12 protein-coding genes are annotated in these 19,500 nt (G+C 68.7%); 8 read left to right on the forward strand and 4 right to left on the reverse strand.

What is annotated here, in order from left to right:
• Positions 1 to 48: 48 nt before the first annotated feature.
• Positions 49 to 1,509 carry a S41 family peptidase gene (locus IEX18_RS09525; protein ID WP_373284537.1) on the reverse strand — a complete coding sequence of 487 codons (1,461 nt, stop codon included), beginning with the start codon at positions 1,507 to 1,509 and terminating at the stop codon, positions 49 to 51.
• Between the two features lie 127 nt (positions 1,510 to 1,636).
• On the opposite strand from IEX18_RS09525, the gene IEX18_RS09530 reads away from it, so the two are divergent.
• Positions 1,637 to 2,023, forward strand: a complete 387-nt coding sequence (locus tag IEX18_RS09530; RefSeq protein WP_188658506.1) for a hypothetical protein — start codon at positions 1,637 to 1,639, stop codon at positions 2,021 to 2,023.
• A 70-nt stretch (positions 2,024 to 2,093) separates the two neighbouring features.
• On the opposite strand, the gene IEX18_RS09535 is transcribed toward IEX18_RS09530, so the two are convergent.
• A complete protein-coding gene (locus IEX18_RS09535) occupies positions 2,094 to 2,771 on the reverse strand; it encodes a TetR/AcrR family transcriptional regulator (RefSeq protein WP_188658507.1) in 678 nt (225 codons plus the stop codon).
• A gap of 106 nt (positions 2,772 to 2,877) precedes the next feature.
• On the opposite strand from IEX18_RS09535, the gene IEX18_RS09540 reads away from it, so the two are divergent.
• From IEX18_RS09540 to IEX18_RS09555, 4 genes are read left to right on the forward strand one after another with little or no spacing between them, the layout of a single operon-like run.
• The gene (locus IEX18_RS09540) at positions 2,878 to 4,065 is read left to right on the forward strand and encodes an efflux RND transporter periplasmic adaptor subunit (protein WP_188658508.1); all 1,188 of its coding nucleotides are present in this window, start codon (positions 2,878 to 2,880) and stop codon (positions 4,063 to 4,065) included.
• Position 4,066: 1 nt separating this feature from the next.
• A complete protein-coding gene (locus IEX18_RS09545; protein WP_188658509.1) occupies positions 4,067 to 7,249 on the forward strand; it encodes an efflux RND transporter permease subunit in 3,183 nt (1,060 codons plus the stop codon).
• 4 nt (positions 7,250 to 7,253) lie between these two features.
• Positions 7,254 to 8,813, forward strand: a complete 1,560-nt coding sequence (locus tag IEX18_RS09550; RefSeq protein WP_188658510.1) for an efflux transporter outer membrane subunit — start codon at positions 7,254 to 7,256, stop codon at positions 8,811 to 8,813.
• A complete protein-coding gene (locus IEX18_RS09555) occupies positions 8,810 to 10,123 on the forward strand; it encodes an MFS transporter (protein WP_229664480.1) in 1,314 nt (437 codons plus the stop codon). The genes IEX18_RS09550 and IEX18_RS09555 overlap by 4 nt, the downstream gene beginning before the upstream one ends.
• A gap of 10 nt (positions 10,124 to 10,133) precedes the next feature.
• Here the strand turns inward: IEX18_RS09555 and IEX18_RS09560 are convergent, their stop codons facing one another.
• On the reverse strand, positions 10,134 to 12,413 hold the full coding sequence (locus IEX18_RS09560; RefSeq protein WP_188658511.1) for a glycoside hydrolase family 3 N-terminal domain-containing protein: 2,280 nt from the start codon (positions 12,411 to 12,413) through the stop codon (positions 10,134 to 10,136).
• A 183-nt stretch (positions 12,414 to 12,596) separates the two neighbouring features.
• Here IEX18_RS09560 and IEX18_RS09565 point away from each other — a divergent pair, with 183 nt between their 5' ends.
• The 3 genes from IEX18_RS09565 (at position 12,597) to IEX18_RS09575 (ending at position 18,439) form a co-directional block, all read left to right on the forward strand.
• Positions 12,597 to 13,601 (forward strand): LacI family DNA-binding transcriptional regulator, encoded by a 1,005-nt coding sequence (locus IEX18_RS09565; protein ID WP_188658512.1) that lies wholly within the window; start codon positions 12,597 to 12,599, stop codon positions 13,599 to 13,601.
• A complete protein-coding gene (locus IEX18_RS09570) occupies positions 13,598 to 15,034 on the forward strand; it encodes a glucoamylase family protein (protein WP_188658513.1) in 1,437 nt (478 codons plus the stop codon). Before IEX18_RS09565 ends, IEX18_RS09570 begins: the two co-directional genes overlap by 4 nt.
• A 312-nt stretch (positions 15,035 to 15,346) precedes the next feature.
• Entirely contained in the window at positions 15,347 to 18,439 is a 3,093-nt protein-coding gene (locus IEX18_RS09575) for a TonB-dependent receptor (protein ID WP_229664481.1), read from the forward strand.
• Positions 18,440 to 18,489: 50 nt separating this feature from the next.
• Here the strand turns inward: IEX18_RS09575 and IEX18_RS09580 are convergent, their stop codons facing one another.
• Complete coding sequence (locus IEX18_RS09580; RefSeq protein ID WP_188658514.1) at positions 18,490 to 19,167, reverse strand: hypothetical protein; 678 nt, start codon at positions 19,165 to 19,167, stop codon at positions 18,490 to 18,492.
• Positions 19,168 to 19,500 lie beyond the last annotated feature (333 nt).

The raw sequence follows: 19,500 nt of genomic DNA on the forward strand, positions 1-19,500 counted from the left end.
TGCCGCCGTGACACAGCACGGAAAAGGCGGCGGATTGCCTAGGCGGTCTCAGAACAGACCCGGCACCCCGCGCTGCGCGGTGGTGGGGCGGAGGGGCGACAGCAGCTCGCGACGGCCCCCGCCGGCCAGCGACTGCGTCGTCGCCTCGGCGCTGATCGGCGTACAGGTCTTGCCCTGCAGGAAGTCGAGCGCGGCCCGGGTCGAGGCCTCGCGCGGGTCGCCGAGCGGATAGGCGGTGTCGTCGGCGGCACGGCAGCTCGCCTCGACCTTGCCCGCCAGCCCGTCATAATAGTCGCCCTGCCGCGCCGCATTCTGGGTGGCGAAGGCGATCACGCGCAGCCGGTCGTCGCAGGCGGTGTTGTCGCGGGCGATCTGGCCGACCGGCTTGCCATAGGTGTTGCCGCCGATCAGCGCGGCGTTGCCGTGCAGATAGGGCACGAAGGCGTTGATCACGAGTTCGCTGGCCGAGGCGGTGCCGCCCGTGCCGATAAAGGCGAGCCGCGTCGGCGCCACCGACTGGCTGACCGGCGCGAAGAAGCGGGTGCGGTTGTTCGATGCCTTTTCGGGACGGAAGCTGGTGTAGCTGAACACGTCGCTGGTCGACCGGTTCGCCCCCATCAGGTCGCCCATCAGCTCGGCGATCGCGACCAGCCCGCCGCCATTGTAGCGGAGGTCGACGACGATGTCGGTCACGCCGGCGGCGCGGAACGTGTCGAAGGCCGTGCGCAGCGCCGGATCGGCGGTCGAGATGAAGGTCCGCAGGTTGACATAGCCGAAGCGGCGGCCGCCCTCGTCGATGATCTTCGCGCCGTAGCGGCTGGAGACGGGGGCGAGGCTGTAGTCGGCCTTGGCGACGGTCACGTTGCGGACGCCGCCGGCGTCGGTGACGCGCAGCACGCGGGTGGTGCCGGCGGTCGACGGCCCGAGCGCATCGGTGATCGCGGCCTGCCCGCCCGCGGCATAGAGGTCGGCGACGGTACGCAGGTCGGCGGCGCTGGTGCCGATCGCCAGGATCTCGGTGCCGCGATCGATCCCTGCGGCGAGCGCGGGCGCGCCCTCGAACGCCTCGCTGACGAAGACGCGGCGGTTGGCGCTATCGTAGCTCAGCCGCACGCCGAAACCGGCGCTCGACCCGGAGTTGTAATAGGCGTCCTCCTCCTTGATCGAGGTGACGTAGGTGAAATACCGGTCCCGCCGCTGACTGCGCGCGGTGGCGGTCAGCGCGTCGACATAGGATTCGACGTCGGTATAGCCCGCCGGGCTCAGCGACGCCGGCAGAGTCTCGGGGAAGAGATACCATTCGCGCAGCTGCGCCGCGGCCCAGTTCTGCCGGTCGGCGAGACTGCATCCGGCGACGGTGGAGCCGGTGCCCGACGGCGTCGGGGTCGGGCTCGGGGCATTGGAGAAGGTGCCGCTGCTCGATCCGCCACCCCCGCCGCCGCAGGAGGTCAACATCGCCAGACTCGCCAGCGCCGTCGTCAGCTTGCCACGCATACCGCCCATACGCATACCCGGTACCGCCTTTCGGGCCAGAACTAGCGTAGATCAGACCCCCTGTCACCGCCGCGACCGTACCCTCGGTCGCAACCCGTCCCGCGTTCGCCCGTTCAGCGCTTCAGGAAAGAGGATCCTGCCGATGACCCGTCCGCTCGCTTCCGCATCGACCTGCCTGACCCTGTTGCTGACCGCCGGTGCGCTGACCGGCTGTGGCAAGGCCGATGCGCCCGCCCCGGCCAACACCGTCGCCGCCGCGTCCGAGACCCCGGCCGAAGGCTATGCTGAGCGGATCCGCCAGCTGCCCGAAGGCCAGCGCTCCGGCGTGTTCCTGCGCGCGATCCGCGACGGCAAGGAACAGTGCCAGGAGGTGACGAAGGAATATGAGATCGGGGCGATCGAAGGGCGGCCGACCTGGGCGGTGACCTGCGACGGCACCACGCCCTGGGTCATCTCGATCGACGGCAACGGCGTCGCCCGCGTGACCAAGGCCTCCCCCGCCTCGCGCCTGCCGCCCAAGGGCAGCTGACCGCCGCGGGCGGGGCCGCGAGGGCCGAGTCGCTGGTCCTGCAGACGGCCCCGGCCGCCTGAATCAGCCCCTAACCGGCCGCGGCGGCCTCCAGCCGGGAACCGCGGATCGCGCCGGCGGGCACCCCGGAGCAGCACATCACCGACTCGAGTTCGCGATCGAGGATGCGGATCAGCTGGTCGGCCAGCGCCCGCGCGTCATGCGCGGGGTCGGAGATGCGGCGGTAGAGGACACCCAGCGAGAAGACGCCGACCAGATCGATCAGCAGTTCGAGATGGCGCGGGTCGCGCAATCCGGGCACCAGCGCGCCCAGCGCCTCACCGATTCGGGCCCGGACCTGCGCGTCGACGCAGCGGTTGATCTCGGCGATGCGCGGGTTGCGCGTGACCTCCGCATGGATCTCGACCATCAGGCAGCAATCCTCGATCGGATCGCAGGGCTCGATCAGTCGCACCAGCCAGGCGCGGATCGCGCGCCGGTCGCCGGACGCGATCGCCGCCGCGAGCGCACCGGCGTCGAGATATTCCTCCAGGTCGCGCTGGACGATCGCGGCGATGATGTCTTCCTTGCTGGCGAAGTCGCGATAGATCTGCCCGACCTTCACGCCCGACGCCGCCGCGATCTGCGCCATGCCCGTCTGGTGGAAGCCGCGATCGGTGAACAGCGTGCGCGCGGTATTCAGAAGATGCTGGCGCCGCTCGGTCGCCCGCGTCGCCCTGCATGGTTTGCCGCACTGCAATAAATTCATCTGCCTGCGCCTTACGCCTACTTGCCAACCCGGCCTCTTTAGCGCTAGGCGCCTTAACCGTGAATGATCGATCACTCACGGTTTAGCATAAACGGCGGGCTAGTTCATGAGGAAATTCGTGCCGGCGCTTGGCGCCCTGATCCTGGCCGGCTGCGGCGGCGAGTCGCAGCAGCAGCAGCAGGCCGGGCCGCCCCCGACGCCCCAGGTGGGCGTGGTGCAGGTGTCGCAGCAGCCGGTGGTGCTGACCACCGAACTGCCGGGCCGCACCTCGGCCTATGAAACGTCGGAGGTCCGCCCGCAGGTCAACGGCATCGTGTTGGCGCGCCTGTTCCAGGAGGGCGACTTCGTGGCGAAGGGCCAGGCGCTCTATCGCATCGATCCCGCCCCCTATCAGGCGCAGGTCGCCAGCGCGCGGGCCGCGGTCGCCCGCGCCCGTGCCGCGATCGCCTCGAGCCGCGCGCTCGCCCGCCGCTATGGCGAGCTGGTGCGGATCAACGCGATCAGCCGGCAGGAGTTCGAGAACGCGACCACCCAGGCGCAGCAGGCGGAGGCCGACGTCGCCGCCCAGTCGGCGGCGCTGCGTTCGGCGCAGATCGACCTCGCCCGCACCACGATCCGGGCGCCGATCGCGGGCCGGATCGGCCGCTCGACCTTCACCACCGGCGCGCTCGTCACCGCGGCGCAGACCCAGCCGCTGACGACGATCCAGCGACTCGACCCCATCTATGTCGACATCCAGCAGTCGAGCGCCGACCTGCTCCGCCTGCGCCAGCAGATCATGGCCGGCGACCTGTCGCGCGGCGCGGGCGCCGCGCGCGTCCGGCTGAAGCTGGAGGACGGCACCACCTATCCGGTCGAGGGGACGCTGAAGTTCGCCGACGTCACGGTCGACCCCACCACCGGCAGCCAGACGATCCGAGCGCTGTTCGGCAATTCGCGCGGGCTGCTGCTGCCCGGCATGTTCGTCCGCGCGGAGCTGGTCCAGGGCGTGCAGAGCCAGGCGATCACCGTTCCGCTGCGCGCCGTGTCGCGCGACGAGAAGGGCAACCCGACCGTGATGGTGGTCGGCCAGGGCGACAAGGTCGAGCCGCGCGTGCTCACCGCGCCGCGCACGATCGGCGACAGCTGGCTCGTCACCGCCGGGCTGAAGCCGGGCGACCGCGTGATCGTGGAAGGCGGGATGATGTTGCGGCCGGGCATGCCGGTGAAGCCGGTTCCGTTCAATCCCAATGCCAAGCCCGCCGCCGGCCAGCCGCCGCAGGGCCAGGGCCAGACGCAGGGTCAGGCGAAGTAACATGTCGCGCTATTTCATCGATCGGCCGATCTTCGCCTATGTGCTGGCGATCGTCACCATGCTGGCCGGCATCCTCGCCATCCGCACCCTGCCGATCGCGCAGTTCCCGGCGATCGCACCGCCCGAGGTGTCGATCACCGCGACCTATCCCGGCGCCGACGCGCAGACGATGGAGAATACGACCACCCAGATCATCGAGCAGCAGCTGAAGGGGATCGACAACCTTCGCTACTTCTCCTCCTCCTCGTCCTCCGCCGGCATCGTCACCATCACCCTGACCTTCGAGCAGGGCACCGACCCCGACATCGCGCAGGTGCAGGTGCAGAACAAGCTGCAGGCGGCGACCCCGCTCCTGCCGCAGGAGGTGCAGCGCCAGGGACTGCTGGTCGCGAAGGCCACGCGCAACTTCCTGCTCTGGATCGGCCTCTATTCGGAGAACGGCTCGCATAGCGACGCCGATCTGGCCGACTATGTCGTGTCCCGCATCCAGGATCCGCTGTCGCGCGTGAACGGCGTCGGCGACACGCAGGTGCTCGGCTCGCAATATGCGATGCGCATCTGGGTCGATCCGCTCAAGCTCAACCAGTTCTCGCTCACCATGGCAGACGTCACCGCCGCGATCAGCGCCCAGAACGCGCAGGTCTCGGCCGGGCAGCTGGGTGCGCAGCCCGCGCCCAAGGAGCAGATGCTCAACGCCACCGTCTCGGTGTCGTCGCGGCTGACCACGCCCGATCAGTTCGGCGCGATCCGGCTGAAGAGCAATGCGGACGGCTCGCTCGTCCGCCTGCGCGACGTGGCGCGGGTGGAGATCGGCGCGGAGAATTACGGCTTCTCCTCGCAGTGGAACGGCAAGCCGGCCGCCGGCATGGGCATCAAGCTCGCGCCCGGCGCCAACGCGCTCGACACCGTCACCGCGGTCAAGGAGCGGGTGAACCAGATCGCCGCGCAGCTGCCGCCCGACGTGAAGGTCATCTACCCCTACGACACCTCGCCCTTCGTCCGCCTGTCGGTCGAGCAGGTGGTGCATACGCTGGTCGAGGCGGTGATCCTCGTCTTCCTCGTCATGTTCCTGTTCCTGCAGAACTGGCGCGCGACGCTGATCCCGACCATCGCCGTGCCGGTGGTGCTGCTCGGCACCTTCGGCATCCTCGCGGTGGCGGGCTATTCGATCAACACGCTGACGCTGTTCGGCATGGTGCTGGCGATCGGCCTGCTCGTCGACGACGCGATCGTCGTGGTGGAGAATGTCGAGCGCCTGATCACGACCGAGCACCTCTCGCCCCGCGAGGCGGCGCGCAAGTCGATGGACGAGATCACCGGCGCGCTGATCGGCATCGCGCTGGTGCTGTCGGCGGTGTTCCTGCCGATGGCGTTCTTCGGCGGCTCAACCGGCGTCATCTATCGCCAGTTCTCGATCACCATCGTCTCGGCGATGATCCTGTCGATCGCGGTGGCGCTGATCCTGACCCCGGCGCTGTGCGCCACGATCCTGAAGCCGCACGACCCGAACAAGGCGGAGGGCAACGGCCCGCTCGCCCGCTTCTTCCGCTGGTTCAACGACAAGTTCGATCGCGGCCAGGTCCGCTACGAACGCGGCGTGGTGCGCACCGCGCGCAGCTGGAAACAGTCGCTGCTGGTCTATCTGCTGATCGTGCTGGGCATGGGCGTGCTGTTCACCCGCCTGCCGGGCGGCTTCCTGCCCGACGAGGATCAGGGCATCATGATCGCGCTGGTGCAGGGCCCGCCGGGCGCGACCACGGCGCGCACCCAGAAGGCGCTGGATACGATCCGCGACCATTTCCTGAAAGAGGAGGGCGGCAACGTCCAGGGCGTGTTCACCGTCAACGGCTTCACCCTGTCGGGTCAGGGCCAGAATAACGGCATCGCCTTCATCCCGCTCAAGGAATGGTCGGAGCGCAAGGGCGCCGCGAACAAGGCGCAGGCGATCGCGGGCCGGGCCATGGGTGCCTTTGGCCAGTTCAAGGACGCGATGATCTTCGCGGTCATCCCGCCCGCGGTGATCGAACTGGGCAGCGCCACCGGCTTCGACCTGCAGCTGGTCGACCAGACCGGCATCGGCCATGCCAAGCTGGTCGAGGCGCGCAACATGATGCTGGGCATGGCGTCGCAGGACAAGCAGCTCGTCGGCGTCCGCCCCAATGCGCTCGACGACGCGCCCCAGCTCAAGATCAATGTCGATCAGGAGAAGGCGCAGGCGCTCGGCCTCGACATCGGCGCGATCAACAGCACGATCGCGTCCGCCTGGGGCGGTGCCTACATCAACGACTTCATCGATCGCGGCCGCGTCAAGCGCGTCTATATCCAGGCCGACGAACCCTATCGTCAGCGGCCGGAGGATGTCGGCGACTTCTATGTCCGCGGCGCGACCGGGACGATGGCGCCGTTCACCGCCTTCTCGACCCTCAGCTGGGCGCAGGCACCGACGCAGCTGACCCGCTATAACGGCGTGCCCGCGATGGAGCTGCTGGGCCAGCCGGCACCGGGCGTGTCGTCGGGCGCGGCGATGGACGCGATGAAGGCGATCCATGCCAAGCTGCCGCCGGGCACCTCGCTCGAATGGACCGGCCTGTCCTATGAGGAGCAGCTGTCCAGCGGCCAGGCGCCGGCGCTCTACGGCCTGTCGATGCTAATCGTCTTCCTGTGCCTCGCGGCGCTATACGAGAGCTGGTCGGTGCCGATCGCGGTCATCCTGGTGGTGCCGCTGGGCGTGGTCGGGGCGCTGCTCGCGGCGACGCTGACCGGGCTCAACAACGACATCTATCTCCAGGTCGGCCTGATCACCACGATCGGCGTGTCGGCGAAGAACGCGATCCTGATCGTCGAGTTCGCCGAGGAGCGGATCCGCGAGGGGATGCCCGTCTTCCAGGCGGCAGTGGAGGCGGCCAAGCTGCGCCTGCGACCGATCCTGATGACCAGCCTCGCCTTCGTCTTCGGCGTGCTGCCGCTGGCGATCTCGACCGGTGCGGGTGCGGGCGGGCAGAATGCGATCGGCCGCGCAGTGGTCGGCGGCATGCTGTCGGCGACGGCGCTCGCGATCTTCCTGGTGCCGATGTTCTTCGTCGTCGTCAGCCGCCTGTTCGGCCATGGCAAGACCGATGCGGACCGCCCGCAGGCCGCCGACGACCTCCATCACGATGGCGGCCCCCGGCCGCAGGAAGCCTGATCCGATGATGCGCAACCGTCTCGTCACCGCGTTGCTGGCGGCGTCGACCACGCTGGCCGGCTGCAACCTGGCGCCCAAGCACCTTCGCCCGGCGGGGGAGATCCCCGCCACCCTGCCGCAGGGCGGCGCCTACCCGGCGGCCGCCGCCGACGGGCGGGACATCACCCAGGTGGCGTGGCGCGACTTCTTCACCGACCCGCGGCTGCGGCAGGTGATCGCGCTGGGCCTTGCCAATAACCGCAACCTCCAGCTCGCGGCGGCGAACGTGCTTCAGGCACGCGCGCAGTACCGCGTCCAGCGCGCCGACCTCGTGCCCTCCACCACCGCATCCGGCGCGGGCATCTATACCAACAACATCTTCGGTGCGGCCGGAAGCGCCGGCGCGGCGACCGGCGTTGGCACCGGGACGGGAACCGGGGCCGGCACGGGTGCCGGGGCGGGGACCGGCGGCGGCGCGGGCGCGGGTGCGGGCGTCGGCACCGGCGCCTCGTCGAACATCGAGGCCTATTCGGTCAATGCCGGCTTCTCCGCCTTCGAGCTCGACCTGTTCGGCCGGGTGCGCAACCTCAGCCGCGCGGCGCTGGAACAGTATTTCGCCAGCGAGGAGGCGCAGCGCGCCGCGCGGATCAGTCTGATCGCCGAGATCGCCTCGGCCTGGCTGACCATGGCGTCCGACCAGGAGCAGCTGCGCCTGTCGCAGGAGACGCTCAAGACCTTCGAACAGACGCTGGAGCTGACCCGCGCGCAGTTCCGCATCGGCGTCGGCTCGGAGCTGGAGGTGCGCCAGGCGGAGACGAGCTATCAGGGCGCCCGCAGCGACATCGCCACGTTGCGGACGCAGATCGCGCGCGATCAGAATGCGCTCAACCTGCTGGCCGGCACGACGGTGGCGGCCGAGCTGCTGCCCCAGCGCTTCGACGCGGATCATTACACGCTCGACTCGCTGCCCGCCGACCTGTCGTCGCGCGCGCTGCTCGCCCGGCCGGACGTGTTGCAGGCGGAGCATCAGCTGGCGGCGCAGAGCGCCAATATCGGCGCCGCGCGCGCGGCGCTCTTCCCCACCATCTCGCTGACCGCGACGCTGGGGACGATCAGCACCGCGCTGTCGGGGCTCTTCGCGGGCGGCAGCTTCACCTACAATGCCCAGCCGGCGGTATCGCTGCCGCTGTTCGACGGCGGGCGGCGGCGCGGCAATCTGGACTATGCCCGCGCCTCGCAACAGGCGGCGGTCGCCACCTATGGCCAGACGATCCAGACGGCGTTCCGCGAAGTGGCCGATGCCCTGGCCCAGCGCGGCACGGTCGGCGAGCAGCTGTCGGCGCAGACCGCCCGGGCCGAAGCGGCGCAGGCGACCGCCCGCCTGTCCGAGGCGCGGTTCCGCGCCGGCGTCGACTCGTTCCTGACGACGCTCGATTCGCAGCGCAACGCCTATGCCGCCCAGCAGCAGCTGGTGACCACGCGGCTGACCCGCGAATCGAACCTGATCGAGCTCTACCGCTCGCTCGGCGGCGGACTGGCCGGCGATCCGGACGCGCCCGCCACCCCGCCCGCCCCGGGGCAGTGAGCCGCGTTTCCCGCCCGCGCCTGATCCTGTTCGCGGGCGGGGACTTCGCCTTCAATCTCTACTGGCAGAGCGTCATGCTCTACCTGCTCTTCTACTATACCGACGCGCTCGGCCTGCCGATGGCGACGGCCGCGGCGATCTATCTGGCCGCCTCGATATGGGACGGGATCGCCAGCTTCGCGGTCGGCGCGCTGGCCGACCGGCTGGGATCGGCACGTCGCTACCGGCTCGCGCTGGTCGCCGGGGCGGTGCCGCTGGGCGCGGCCTTCGCGCTTGCCTATTGGCCGGTCGCGGCCGGTATCGGCTTCGTGCTGGCGGGCCACATGCTGTTCCGCACCGCCTATGCGCTCGTCAACATTCCCTATCTGGCCATGTCGGCGCGGGTCAGCGCCGACTCGCGCGACCGCGCTTTGGTCGCGGGACTGCGGATGCTCGCCGGAACGATGGCGGCGGTGGTCGTCGCGGCGGGCACGGTGCCGCTCGGCGAGCGGCTGAGCGGTGGCAGTGCCGGACCGCCCGCCTTCTTCGCCGCGGCCCTGCTCTTCGCCGCGATCGGCGCCGCGCTGCTGCTCTGGGTCGGCGCGACGTTCCGCGACGCGGTTCCGGGCCCGCCCGCGTCGGGCGGCTCGGTCCGCGCGGCCCTGGGGAGCGTGGCGCGCAATCGCGCCTTCCTCACCCTGAGTGGTGCGATGATGGCGATGATCGTCGCCACCACCATGCTCAACAAGTCGGTCCTCTATTACTTCAAGTACTTCCTGCACGACGAGGCCGCCGGCCAGCTCGCGCTCGCCTCGATGATGGCGGTCAGCGCCGCGGCGGTGCCGGTCTGGATGCTGGTCGCACGCTGGATCGGGGTGCGGCGGCTATGGTTCGTGGCGGTGGCGCTCAACAGCCTGGGGCTCGCCTTGTTCGCGCTGGCCGACCTGCCGCGCGCGGGCGCGATGCAGCTGTTCCTGATGGCGATGCAGGCGGCGACGGTCGGGCTTCACTTCGCCTTCTGGGCGATGTTGCCCGACACGGTCGAATGGGGCCAGCGCGCGGGCGGCGCGCGATCGGAGGGCACGGTGTTCGGCCTGGCCGCGCTGCTCCAGCGGGTCGCGATCGGACTGGCGACCGCGCTGCTCGGCGCGAGCTTCGGCGAGGCGGGCTATACCGCCAACATCGCCCAGTCTCCGCAGACGCTCGCGGAGATGCGCTGGACGATCGCGCTGGTGCCGCTCGGCTTCTTCCTCCTCTCCGGGCTGCTGATGGCCCTCAACCCGCTCAAGCCCGGCGCCCACGATGCCGTGGTGCGCGAGCTGGCGGGCTGACCCCTTCGCGTCAGGCCAGCAGCTCGAAGGTCGTATGGACGCCCTCGGCCTGCGCGGAGGGGGCAATCCAGACGTCGAAGGTGCCCGGCTCCACCGTCGGCTTCAGGTCCGCGCCGAGATAGCGCAGCTGGTCGACCGTCAGCGTGAAGCTCACCGTCTGCGACGCCCCCGGCGCCAGCGCGACCTTGCGAAAGGCCTTGAGCTCGCGCACCGGCCGGGTCAGCGTCGCGACGCGGTCGCGGATATAGAGCTGCACCACCTCCTCGCAGGCGCGGGTGCCGCTGTTGGTCACGGTCGCGCTCACCGTCAGCCGGCCGCCCTGCGGCAGGGCGGCGGGGCTGACCGCCAGACCGGCATAGCCGACCTTGCCATAGGTCAGGCCGTGGCCGAACGGGTAGAGCGCGGCGTTGGGCGCGGTTCGCCACTGGGCCTTGTAGGGCTGGCGCTCGCCCGCCGGCTGGGGTCGCCCGGTCGCCTTGTGCGCGTAATAATAGGGCTCCTGCCCGCTCTCGTGCGGAAAGCTGAGCGGCAGCCGGCCCGACGGGCCATAGGCGCCGAACAGCACGTCGGCGATGGCATGGCCGGTCTCCGACCCCAGGAACCAGGTGACGAGGATCGCGGGCGCGTCCTTCACCGCGCCTTCCAGCGCGAGGCCCCGGCCGTTCTTCAGCACCACGACGACCGGCTTGCCGGTCTTCGCCACCGCCTCGGCGAGTGCCATCTGCGGGGCGGGAACGGTGATCGCGGTGCGCGACTGCGCCTCGCCCGACATGCCTTCATTCTCGCCGATCGCGAGCAGCACCACGTCCGCCGCCTGCGCCGCCGCGACCGCCGCCTCGATGCCGCCCGGCAGCGCCTCCTCGACGCCCGAGCCCGGCGTCACCGTGACACTGCCCGCCACCGCGCGCACGCCGGTCGCCAGGTCGACGGCATTGGCATTGTCGCCATAGACGACCCAGGGCCCGTTCAGATCGTGCTGGCCGCTGGCGAAGGGGCCGATGATCGCGATCCGCTGCTCCTTGCGCAGCGGCAGCACGTCGCCGTCATTCTTGAGGAGCACGATCGCCTTGCGCCCCGCCTCGCGCGACAGGGCCAGGCTCTCCCGGGTGCGCGACCGCGCCTTCTCGCGCTTCTCGTCGATCCGGCGGAAGGGATCGTCGAACAGGCCGAGCAGATGCTTGACCAGCAGCACGCGCCGCACCGACTGGTCGAGCAGTTCCTGCGGCACCGCCCCCCCGCGCACCAGCGCGGGCAGGTGGAGCGCGTAGAGGTCGGATTGCATCGACATGTCGACGCCCGCGAGGAAGGCGATGCGCGCCGCATCCTTGCCGTCCTTGGCGAAGCCCGCCGCGATCATCTCCTCGTCGCCGGTATAGTCGGAGACGACGATACCGGGGAACTTCCACTCGTCGCGCAGCACCGTCTTCATCAGCCAGGGATTGCCGTGCGAGGGGACGCCGTTGATTTCGTTGAACGAGGCCATGCCGCTCATCGCGCCGGCATCGAATCCGGCCTTGTAGGGCGGCAGATAGACCTCGCGCAGGGTGCGCTCGCTGATGTCGACGCTATTATAGTCGAGGCCGCTCTCCGCCGCGCCATAGGCGGCGAAATGCTTGACGCAGGCCATCATCGCGTCGTCGCGGGCCAGCCCCTCGCCCTGGAAGCCCCTGACCCGCGCGGCGGCGAACAGCTCGCCCAGCATCGGATCCTCGCCCGCGCCCTCCATGGTCCGGCCCCAGCGCTGGTCGCGGGCGATGTCGACCATCGGAAAGAAGGTCCAGTCGATCCCCGCGGCCGCGCCCTCGACCGCTGCGGCGCGCGCGGTGCGGCGCGCCAGATCGGGCTCGAAGCTCGCCGCCTCGGCGACGGGCACGGGAAAGATGGTGCGATGGCCGTGGATCACGTCGGCGGCGAAGATCAGCGGGATCTTCATCCGCGATCCCTTCATCACCGCGCCCTGCATGCGCCGCGCCATCGCCGCGCCGTTGCCGTTGAACACGCCGGTCAGCTTGCCCGCGACCGCATCGGCGAGCTGCTTGTCAAAATTGCCGCTGCCGCCCGGCGGGTTGAGCGCGACGGCCGCTCCGCCTGCCCAGGCGGCGGCGTTGAGCTGGAGCTGTCCGGCCTTCTCCTCCAGCGTCATCCGGCCGATCAGCGCCTCGATCCGCGGCGGCAGCGTGCCCGATGCCTCCGCCTGCGCCAGCAGCGCGCGCGCCGGGCTCGTCGCCCAGGCGGCGACCGCCCCGGCCCCCATCAGCGCCGCGCGGCGCGAGATCGTCATGTCGCTCATCCCGTCAGACTCCATCCCCATCGGCGGCGTGGCCTGCCCGAGGGCAGGGCATTTCGCGTTGACCGCCGCCTGTAACCGGTTACATAGTCAGGAAGAGTGCGAGAAGGCAACCGATTATCCGGCAGGAATCGTGCCGGCGCAAGCGGCGCGTCGATCGACAACAGGCAGAGGGGGTGAACGGCGATGAAAGGGCGTTCGGCAACGATCCGCGACGTGGCGCGGCATGCGGCGGTTTCGGTGGCATCCGTGTCTCGCGCGCTCAACGGCCTGAACAGCGTGCATCCGGAAACGCGCGCCCGCGTGGTCGCCTCGGCCAAGACGCTGGGCTATGTCCCCCATGCCGGCGCGCGCAGCCTGTCGATGGCGCGCACCCATGCGATCGGCGTGGTGCTGCCGGACCTGCACGGCGAGTTCTTCTCGGAGATCGTGCGCGGCATGGACCGGGAGACCGGCGCGCGCGGCTATCACCTGCTGCTGTCCAACATGCATGCCGATGCGGAGCTCGCGGCGCAGGCGATGCGCTCGATGCGCGGGCGGGTCGACGGGCTGATCGTGATGGCGCCGCAGCTCGACGCGACGGGCCTCGACGAGGCGCTGCCCCCCGGCGTGCCGGCCGTGCTGGTCAACGCCCGCGATCCCGGCGGCCATGCCGGGATGCGGATCGACAATGCCGCCGGGATCGACGCGCTCGTCGCGCATCTGGTCGGCAGCGGCCGGCGCGACCTCGTCCACATCGCGGGACCTGCCGGCAATATCGACGGCGACGAGCGGCGCGCCAGCTTCGCGGCGGCCATGGCCCGCCACGCCCCGGACCGTCCCGTCCGCATCGTCGCCGGCAATTTCCGCGAGGAAGGCGGACAGCAGGCCGTCGCCGCGCTGTTGCGCGAAGACGCCGCGTTCGATGCGATCGTCGCCGCCAACGACATGATGGCGCTGGGCGCGCTCACCGCGCTCCGCACTGCGGGCGTCGACGCGCCGGGCGCAGTCGCGGTGACCGGCTTCGACGACATCCCGCTCGCGCGCTATCTGGGCCTGACCACCGTACGGCTGCACCTGGCGGAGATGGGCGCGCGTGCCGTCGCGCGGCTGGTCGATACGCTGGAAGGCGCGGAGGACGCCCGCACCCTCGAACTGGTCACGCCCGAGCTCGTCGTGCGCACCACCACTCCTGACAGGACGTCGCCATGACCATCGCTACCCTTCCGCTCGCCCGTCGCGACCTGCTGACCCGGATGCCGCTGGCGGCGGCGGGGGCCGCGCTCGCGGGATCGGCGGCCGGCGCCGCCGCGGCGCGGGTGCCGCTGCCGCGCTGGTTCGACGATCTGGAGCACCGCACCTTCCGCTTCTTCTGGGACCTGGCCAGCCGCCGGAACGGGCTCGTCCCCGATCGCTGGCCCTCGCCCAGCTTCGCCAGCATCGCCGCGGTCGGCTTCGCGCTCACCGCCTATCCGGTCGGCGTCATGCGCGGCTGGATCCGGCGCGAGGAGGCGCGCGACCTGACGCTGACCACGCTGCGCTTCTTCGACACCGCGCCGCAGGGCGAGGCGCGCAGCGGGACGGCCGGGCACAAGGGCTTCTTCTACCACTTCCTCGACATGGAGACCGGCACCCGCTTCCGCGAGACCGAGCTGTCGAGCGTCGACACCACGCTGCTCTTCCTCGGCATCCTGTTCGCCGGCGCCTGGTACGACCGCGCCGATCCGGTCGAGGCGGAGATCCGGCGGCTGGCGCAGCGGATCACCGACCGCGCCGACTGGCCGTGGTTCACCAATGATCGCGGCAGCGTGTCGATGGGCTGGCACCCGGAGCGGGGCTTCATCGCGCGCGCCTGGGAGGGCTATAACGAGGGCATGATGGTCTATGTCGTCGGGCTGGGCAGCCGCGGCCGGGCCCTGGCCGACGGCGCGTGGGACGCCTGGGCGCGCACCTATCCGCCCTGCTGGCGCGGCAGCGGCGCGACCCGCCACCTCGCCTTCGCCCCATTGTTCGGCCATCAATACAGCCAGATGTGGATCGACTTTCGCGGCATCCGCGATCCCGCGATGCGCGCGGCCGGCCTCGACTATGCCGAGAACAGCCGCCGCGCCACCTATGCCAACCGCGCCTATTGCATCGCCAATCCGATGGGCTGGGAGGGCTATGGCCGCGACATCTGGGGCCTGACCGCCTGCGACGGCCCGATCGACACGGTGCAGCCGTTCGAGGGACGGCAGGCGACCTTCTTCGGCTATTCGGCGCGCGGGCCGCTGGGGCAGCCCGACGAGCGCGACGACGGCACGCTGGCGCCGACCGCCGCGCTGGGCAGCCTCGCCTTCGCGCCCGAGATCGTGGTGCCGGCGGCGGACGCGATGCGGCGCTGGCCCGGCCTCTATGGCGAATACGGCTTTCGCGACAGCTTCAATCCCTCCTTCCGCTATGTCGAGCCGAAGGTGACCACCGGCAGCGTCGATCCGCGCTGGGGCTGGGTGGCGAAGGACTATCTGGGGATCGATCAGGGCGCGATCGCCGGCGCCATCGCCAATCATCGCGACGGCTTCGTCTGGCAGACCATGCGCCGCTCCCCCACGATCCGGCGCGGGCTGGAGCGCGCGGGCTTCACGGGCGGCTGGCTGGCCCGGTAACCTGCCGCGTTGCACGCGCGCAACACCTCGCCACTTCTATGACTCAGGTGGAACAGAAACGGGATTGTACCGGTTCCAATCGCGCTGTAACCGGTTGCATCATCATGTAACCGGTTACAGCAGCGTATCGCGACCCGAGCGCGAGCGTCTGCAGGAGAGGATCGTTTGGGCACGTCGGCAGGACCGCGCGGCATCGCCGCCACATCCGCCATCATCACTGCGCATCGCCGCCGGGCCTCGGGCCCCGACCGCGCGCGCCGCACCACCGTCACAACAACGAACCGCCGCATGTCCGGCTGGAGGGGATACGCCATGACCAAGACCATGTTCCGTGCGGCACTGGCGGCCGCGACCATGCTGGCGGGCAGCGCCGTGATGCTGCCGATGGTGGCGGAGGCGCAGGTGGGCCAGGCGTCGCTGCGCGGCCGCATCACCTCGCCGAGCAGCAACGCCGCGCAGGAAGTGACGATCGTCGAGACCGGCACCAACTATCGCCGCAGCGTGCCGATCGCCGCCGACGGTTCGTACAATTTCGCCTCGCTGCGCGCGGGCACCTATCGCCTCGAGATCCGGCTCCAGAACGGCACCCGCAACTCGGATGCCTTCACCCTGCGCGTCGGCCAGAATGCCGGGCTCGACATCGACCTGACCGCGGCCCCCGCCGCCACCCCCGGCACGCCCGACCAGGCGGATGCCGAACCGGGCGCGACGCCCGAAGGCAATGCGCAGGGCGGCGGCACCCAGACGAGCGGCGACGACATCATCGTCACCGGCAGCCGCATCCGTTCGCTGTCGGGCGGGCAGGTCGGCATCAACATCACCCAGCGGCTGATCGAGCAGCTGCCGCAGAACAGCCGCAACTTCCTCGCCTTCGCAGACCTCGCCCCCGGCGTGCGCTTCCTGGAAGAGGCGGACGGCTCGGCCCGCATCCAGGGCGGCGCGCAGCGCAGCAACAGCGTCAACGTCTTCATCGACGGCATCAGCCAGAAGGATTACGTTCTCAAGAACGGCATCACCGGGCAGGATTCGTCGGCGGGCAATCCCTTCCCGCAGCTCGCGATCGGCGAGTATCAGGTCCTCTCGTCCAACTACAAGGCGGAGTTCGATCAGGTCAGCTCGGTCGCGATCACCGCGACGACCAAGTCGGGCACCAACGAATTCCATGGCGAGGGCTTCTTCGACTATACCGACCAGAACCTTCGCAACAAGCGCCCGTCCGAGATCTATCCGAACAGCGTCGACAAGGTGCGCACCACCGACAAGCAATACGGCATCGCGCTGGGCGGTCCGATCATCAAGGACGTGATGCACTTCTTCGCCAGCTACGAAGGCAAGCGGCGCGAGCTTCCGGTCGACATCCGCCCCGAGAACGGCGTTCTCGCCAGCTCGCTGCCGAGCCAGTACCAGAACCTGTTCGGCACCTTCCAGACGACGTTCAACGAGGATCTGGTGTTCGGCAAGATCGACATCGTGCCGACCGATGCCGACCTGATCGAATTCACCGGCAAGTATCGCAACGAGACCGGCTTCCAGCTGGGCAACGGCAGCAACACCCTGTCGACCGGCAACAATCAGCGCGTGAAGGAAAAGCGCGGGACGGCCCGGTGGCAGCATACCGCCGACAACTGGATCAACGATTTCCGCGTCGCCTATGAGGATGTGCGCTGGGCGCCGACGCCCGCGGTGTTCGGCGACGGGCAGCTTTTCGTCGCCACCCGGCAGAACGGCACCTCTGTCTCGCGCTTCAACATCTTCACTACCGGCGGCGGCGGCAATTACCAGGACAAGGGCCAGCGCGGCTGGACGGTGCAGGACGACTTCACCTGGACCGGCTTCGATCGCCACACGATCAAGGTCGGCGCCAAGGCGCGCTTCATCAAGCTGCGCACGCTGGAGCAGAACCGGCTCAACCCGCTCTATTACTACGACACCAATTTGTTCAGCCAGACCGGCTTCAACGACACGCTGCCCTATCGCGTCGACTTCGGCGCGCAGGGCAGCTTCGGCACCCCGATCGTCCAGTCGAACAACTTCCAGTTCGGCATCTATGCGCAGGACGACTGGGATGTCACCGACCGACTGACGCTGAACCTCGGCCTGCGCTGGGATTATGAGCGGACTCCCGCCTATCTCGACTTCGTCACGCCGCAGTCGAACCTCGATGCGGTGTCGGCGGCCAACTATCCGAACCTGACCAACGCCGATTACAACATCAACGACTATATCTCGACCGGCAACAACCGGAAGGCGTTCAAGGGTGCGTTCCAGCCACGCATCGGCTTCACCTATCGCTTCGACGAGGCGGGCCGCTTCACCATGTTCGGCGGCTATGGCCGCTCCTATGATCGCAACCAGTTCGACTTCCTGCAGCAGGAGCTGAGCTTCGGCGCCTTCCCGGTCCGCAGCTTCCAGTTCCAGGGCAACAACAGCTTCGAGCCGTGCTCGCCCAGCGCGACCTGCATCCCTTACGATCCCTCTTATCTGACCGCGGAGGGCCGTGCGCGGCTGGCGGCCAATGCGGTGGGCGGCGGGCGCGAGCTGCGCTTCATCAACAACGACCTGAAGGTTCCCTATTCGGACCAGTTCAGCCTGGGCTTCCGCACGCGCTTCAACCCGGTCGAGCTGGAGGTCGGCTACACCCATATTTCCAGCCGCGACGGCTTCGTCTTCCTGCTCGGCAACCGCCGCCCGGACGGCAGCTTCTTCTTCAACGATCCGAACGATCCGAACGACGCGCCCAACTCGCCCTTCGGCTTCGCGCCGCCGGGCTATGGCTCGATCATCATCGGCACCAACGGGCTGAAGACCAATTCGGACGCCGCCTATGTCAAGCTGACCAAGACCTATAAGGCTGCCTCGCCCTGGAGCCTGGATGCGACCTATACCTATACGCAGGCGGAGGAGAACCGGCAGTTCGGCGAGACCTTCTCGCTCGATTTCCCGAGCATCAACGACTATCCGTTCCTGCCCTCGGCCGGGGTGCCGCGGCACCGCTTCGTGACGGCGGGCAGCGTCGACACGCCGCTGGGCCTGACGCTGTCGGCCAAGTTCCAGATCGAGTCGCCGCTCTACCAGGTGGCCTATCTCAGCACCTCGTCGCCCTTCCAGCGGCAGGTGATCGGCAGCTTCCGCAACGGCAACGGCGATCGCTGGGGCCGCCGGCAGCTCGACTTCGCCGCGACCAAGTACATCCCGCTGCACTTCATCAGCGACGCGACGCGGGTGCGGCTGCGCGTCGACATCATCAACCTGATGAACGACCGCAACTATGTCGACTTCAACAACGATCCGGGCGACACCACCCGCACCGCAGACTCGCCGACCGTCTATGGCGAGCGGGTCGGCTACAGCATCGGCGGCAACCCGCCGCGCACGATCAAGCTGTCGGCCGGGTTCTCGTTCTGAAAAGCGGCAGGCCGGAACGAGATATTCGTTCCGGGCTACAGTCGGCATAACTATGTGCGGTGCTTGCTATTGAAGAGCGTAAGCGCATTCAGCATCGAGTCGGCCTGCGCGGACAGGCGTGCAAGGCCGACCGTATCCGACAGCAGCACGATCAGGTAGTGCCGGCCGGCGCCGACCCATTGCACCGTCACCCGCACGCGTCCGTCGGGCGACCGCCTATAAACGTGGCGCACGGCGCCTCCGTTGATCACGGCGTCCAGCTGGGAGGGATGGAAGCCCTCCTGGACAAGCGATTCGAGAGGTCGTGAAAGATCCTCATGTTCGATCGATGCGGTGTACGACCCGCAATCGAAGCTTGTCGTGAGTCTGTTGAGCTCGGTGCTCCCCGCAACCTTGATCCCGCTCGGATATTCGGAGTCGAAGCGGCAACCGGAAATAAGATCGCGCCGTTGAAGTGGCGGCACGATCGACGCGGTCTTATCGGCCGAGGCGAGCTTCGCCAGATACCGCCCTTTACGCAGCAACGAAGCAGGTGATTCGATTGCTCCGTCTTTGACGCTCAGTGGTGTCTCCACCGTCCCTTTTGGTTGCGGCGTGATCTTCGTAAGATCAAAGTCCGGTGAAAATCGTACCGGTTCTGCTCCGTTGCCCTTCATTCTTTCGGGAACCGGCGAGATGATCGTCGTCGCTTGCAAAAGAGCGATCAGAGCGAATGAGGATGTGCTCATCTTACAGCTCCCATGGCGGCCGGCCACTGCACCCTTGGCGGTTCAATGTAGCCGATGTTGTTCCATATGAACCACCTGCACCGCTGCATGGGGCCATGTAGACCGACTGACCTACGCCATTTCTCGCATTTGAAAGGTAGTGACGAGTGACCACTTCCTCGGCTTCACAAGCGCTACACGAGTAATATACAATATTGGTATTTCTTTCGTAGTGCTGAATCGGGGTCCCCCTGTCCTGGTTTCTGTACAGAATTTCAAGTTTCATGTCATAGTAATTTGATGATGATTTCGACATAGCTGCCACTGATTGGCATGATATTGATGATGAAAAGG

Origin of the sequence: Sphingomonas metalli, assembly GCF_014641735.1 — a bacterium.
Lineage (GTDB): Bacteria > Pseudomonadota > Alphaproteobacteria > Sphingomonadales > Sphingomonadaceae > Sphingomonas > Sphingomonas metalli.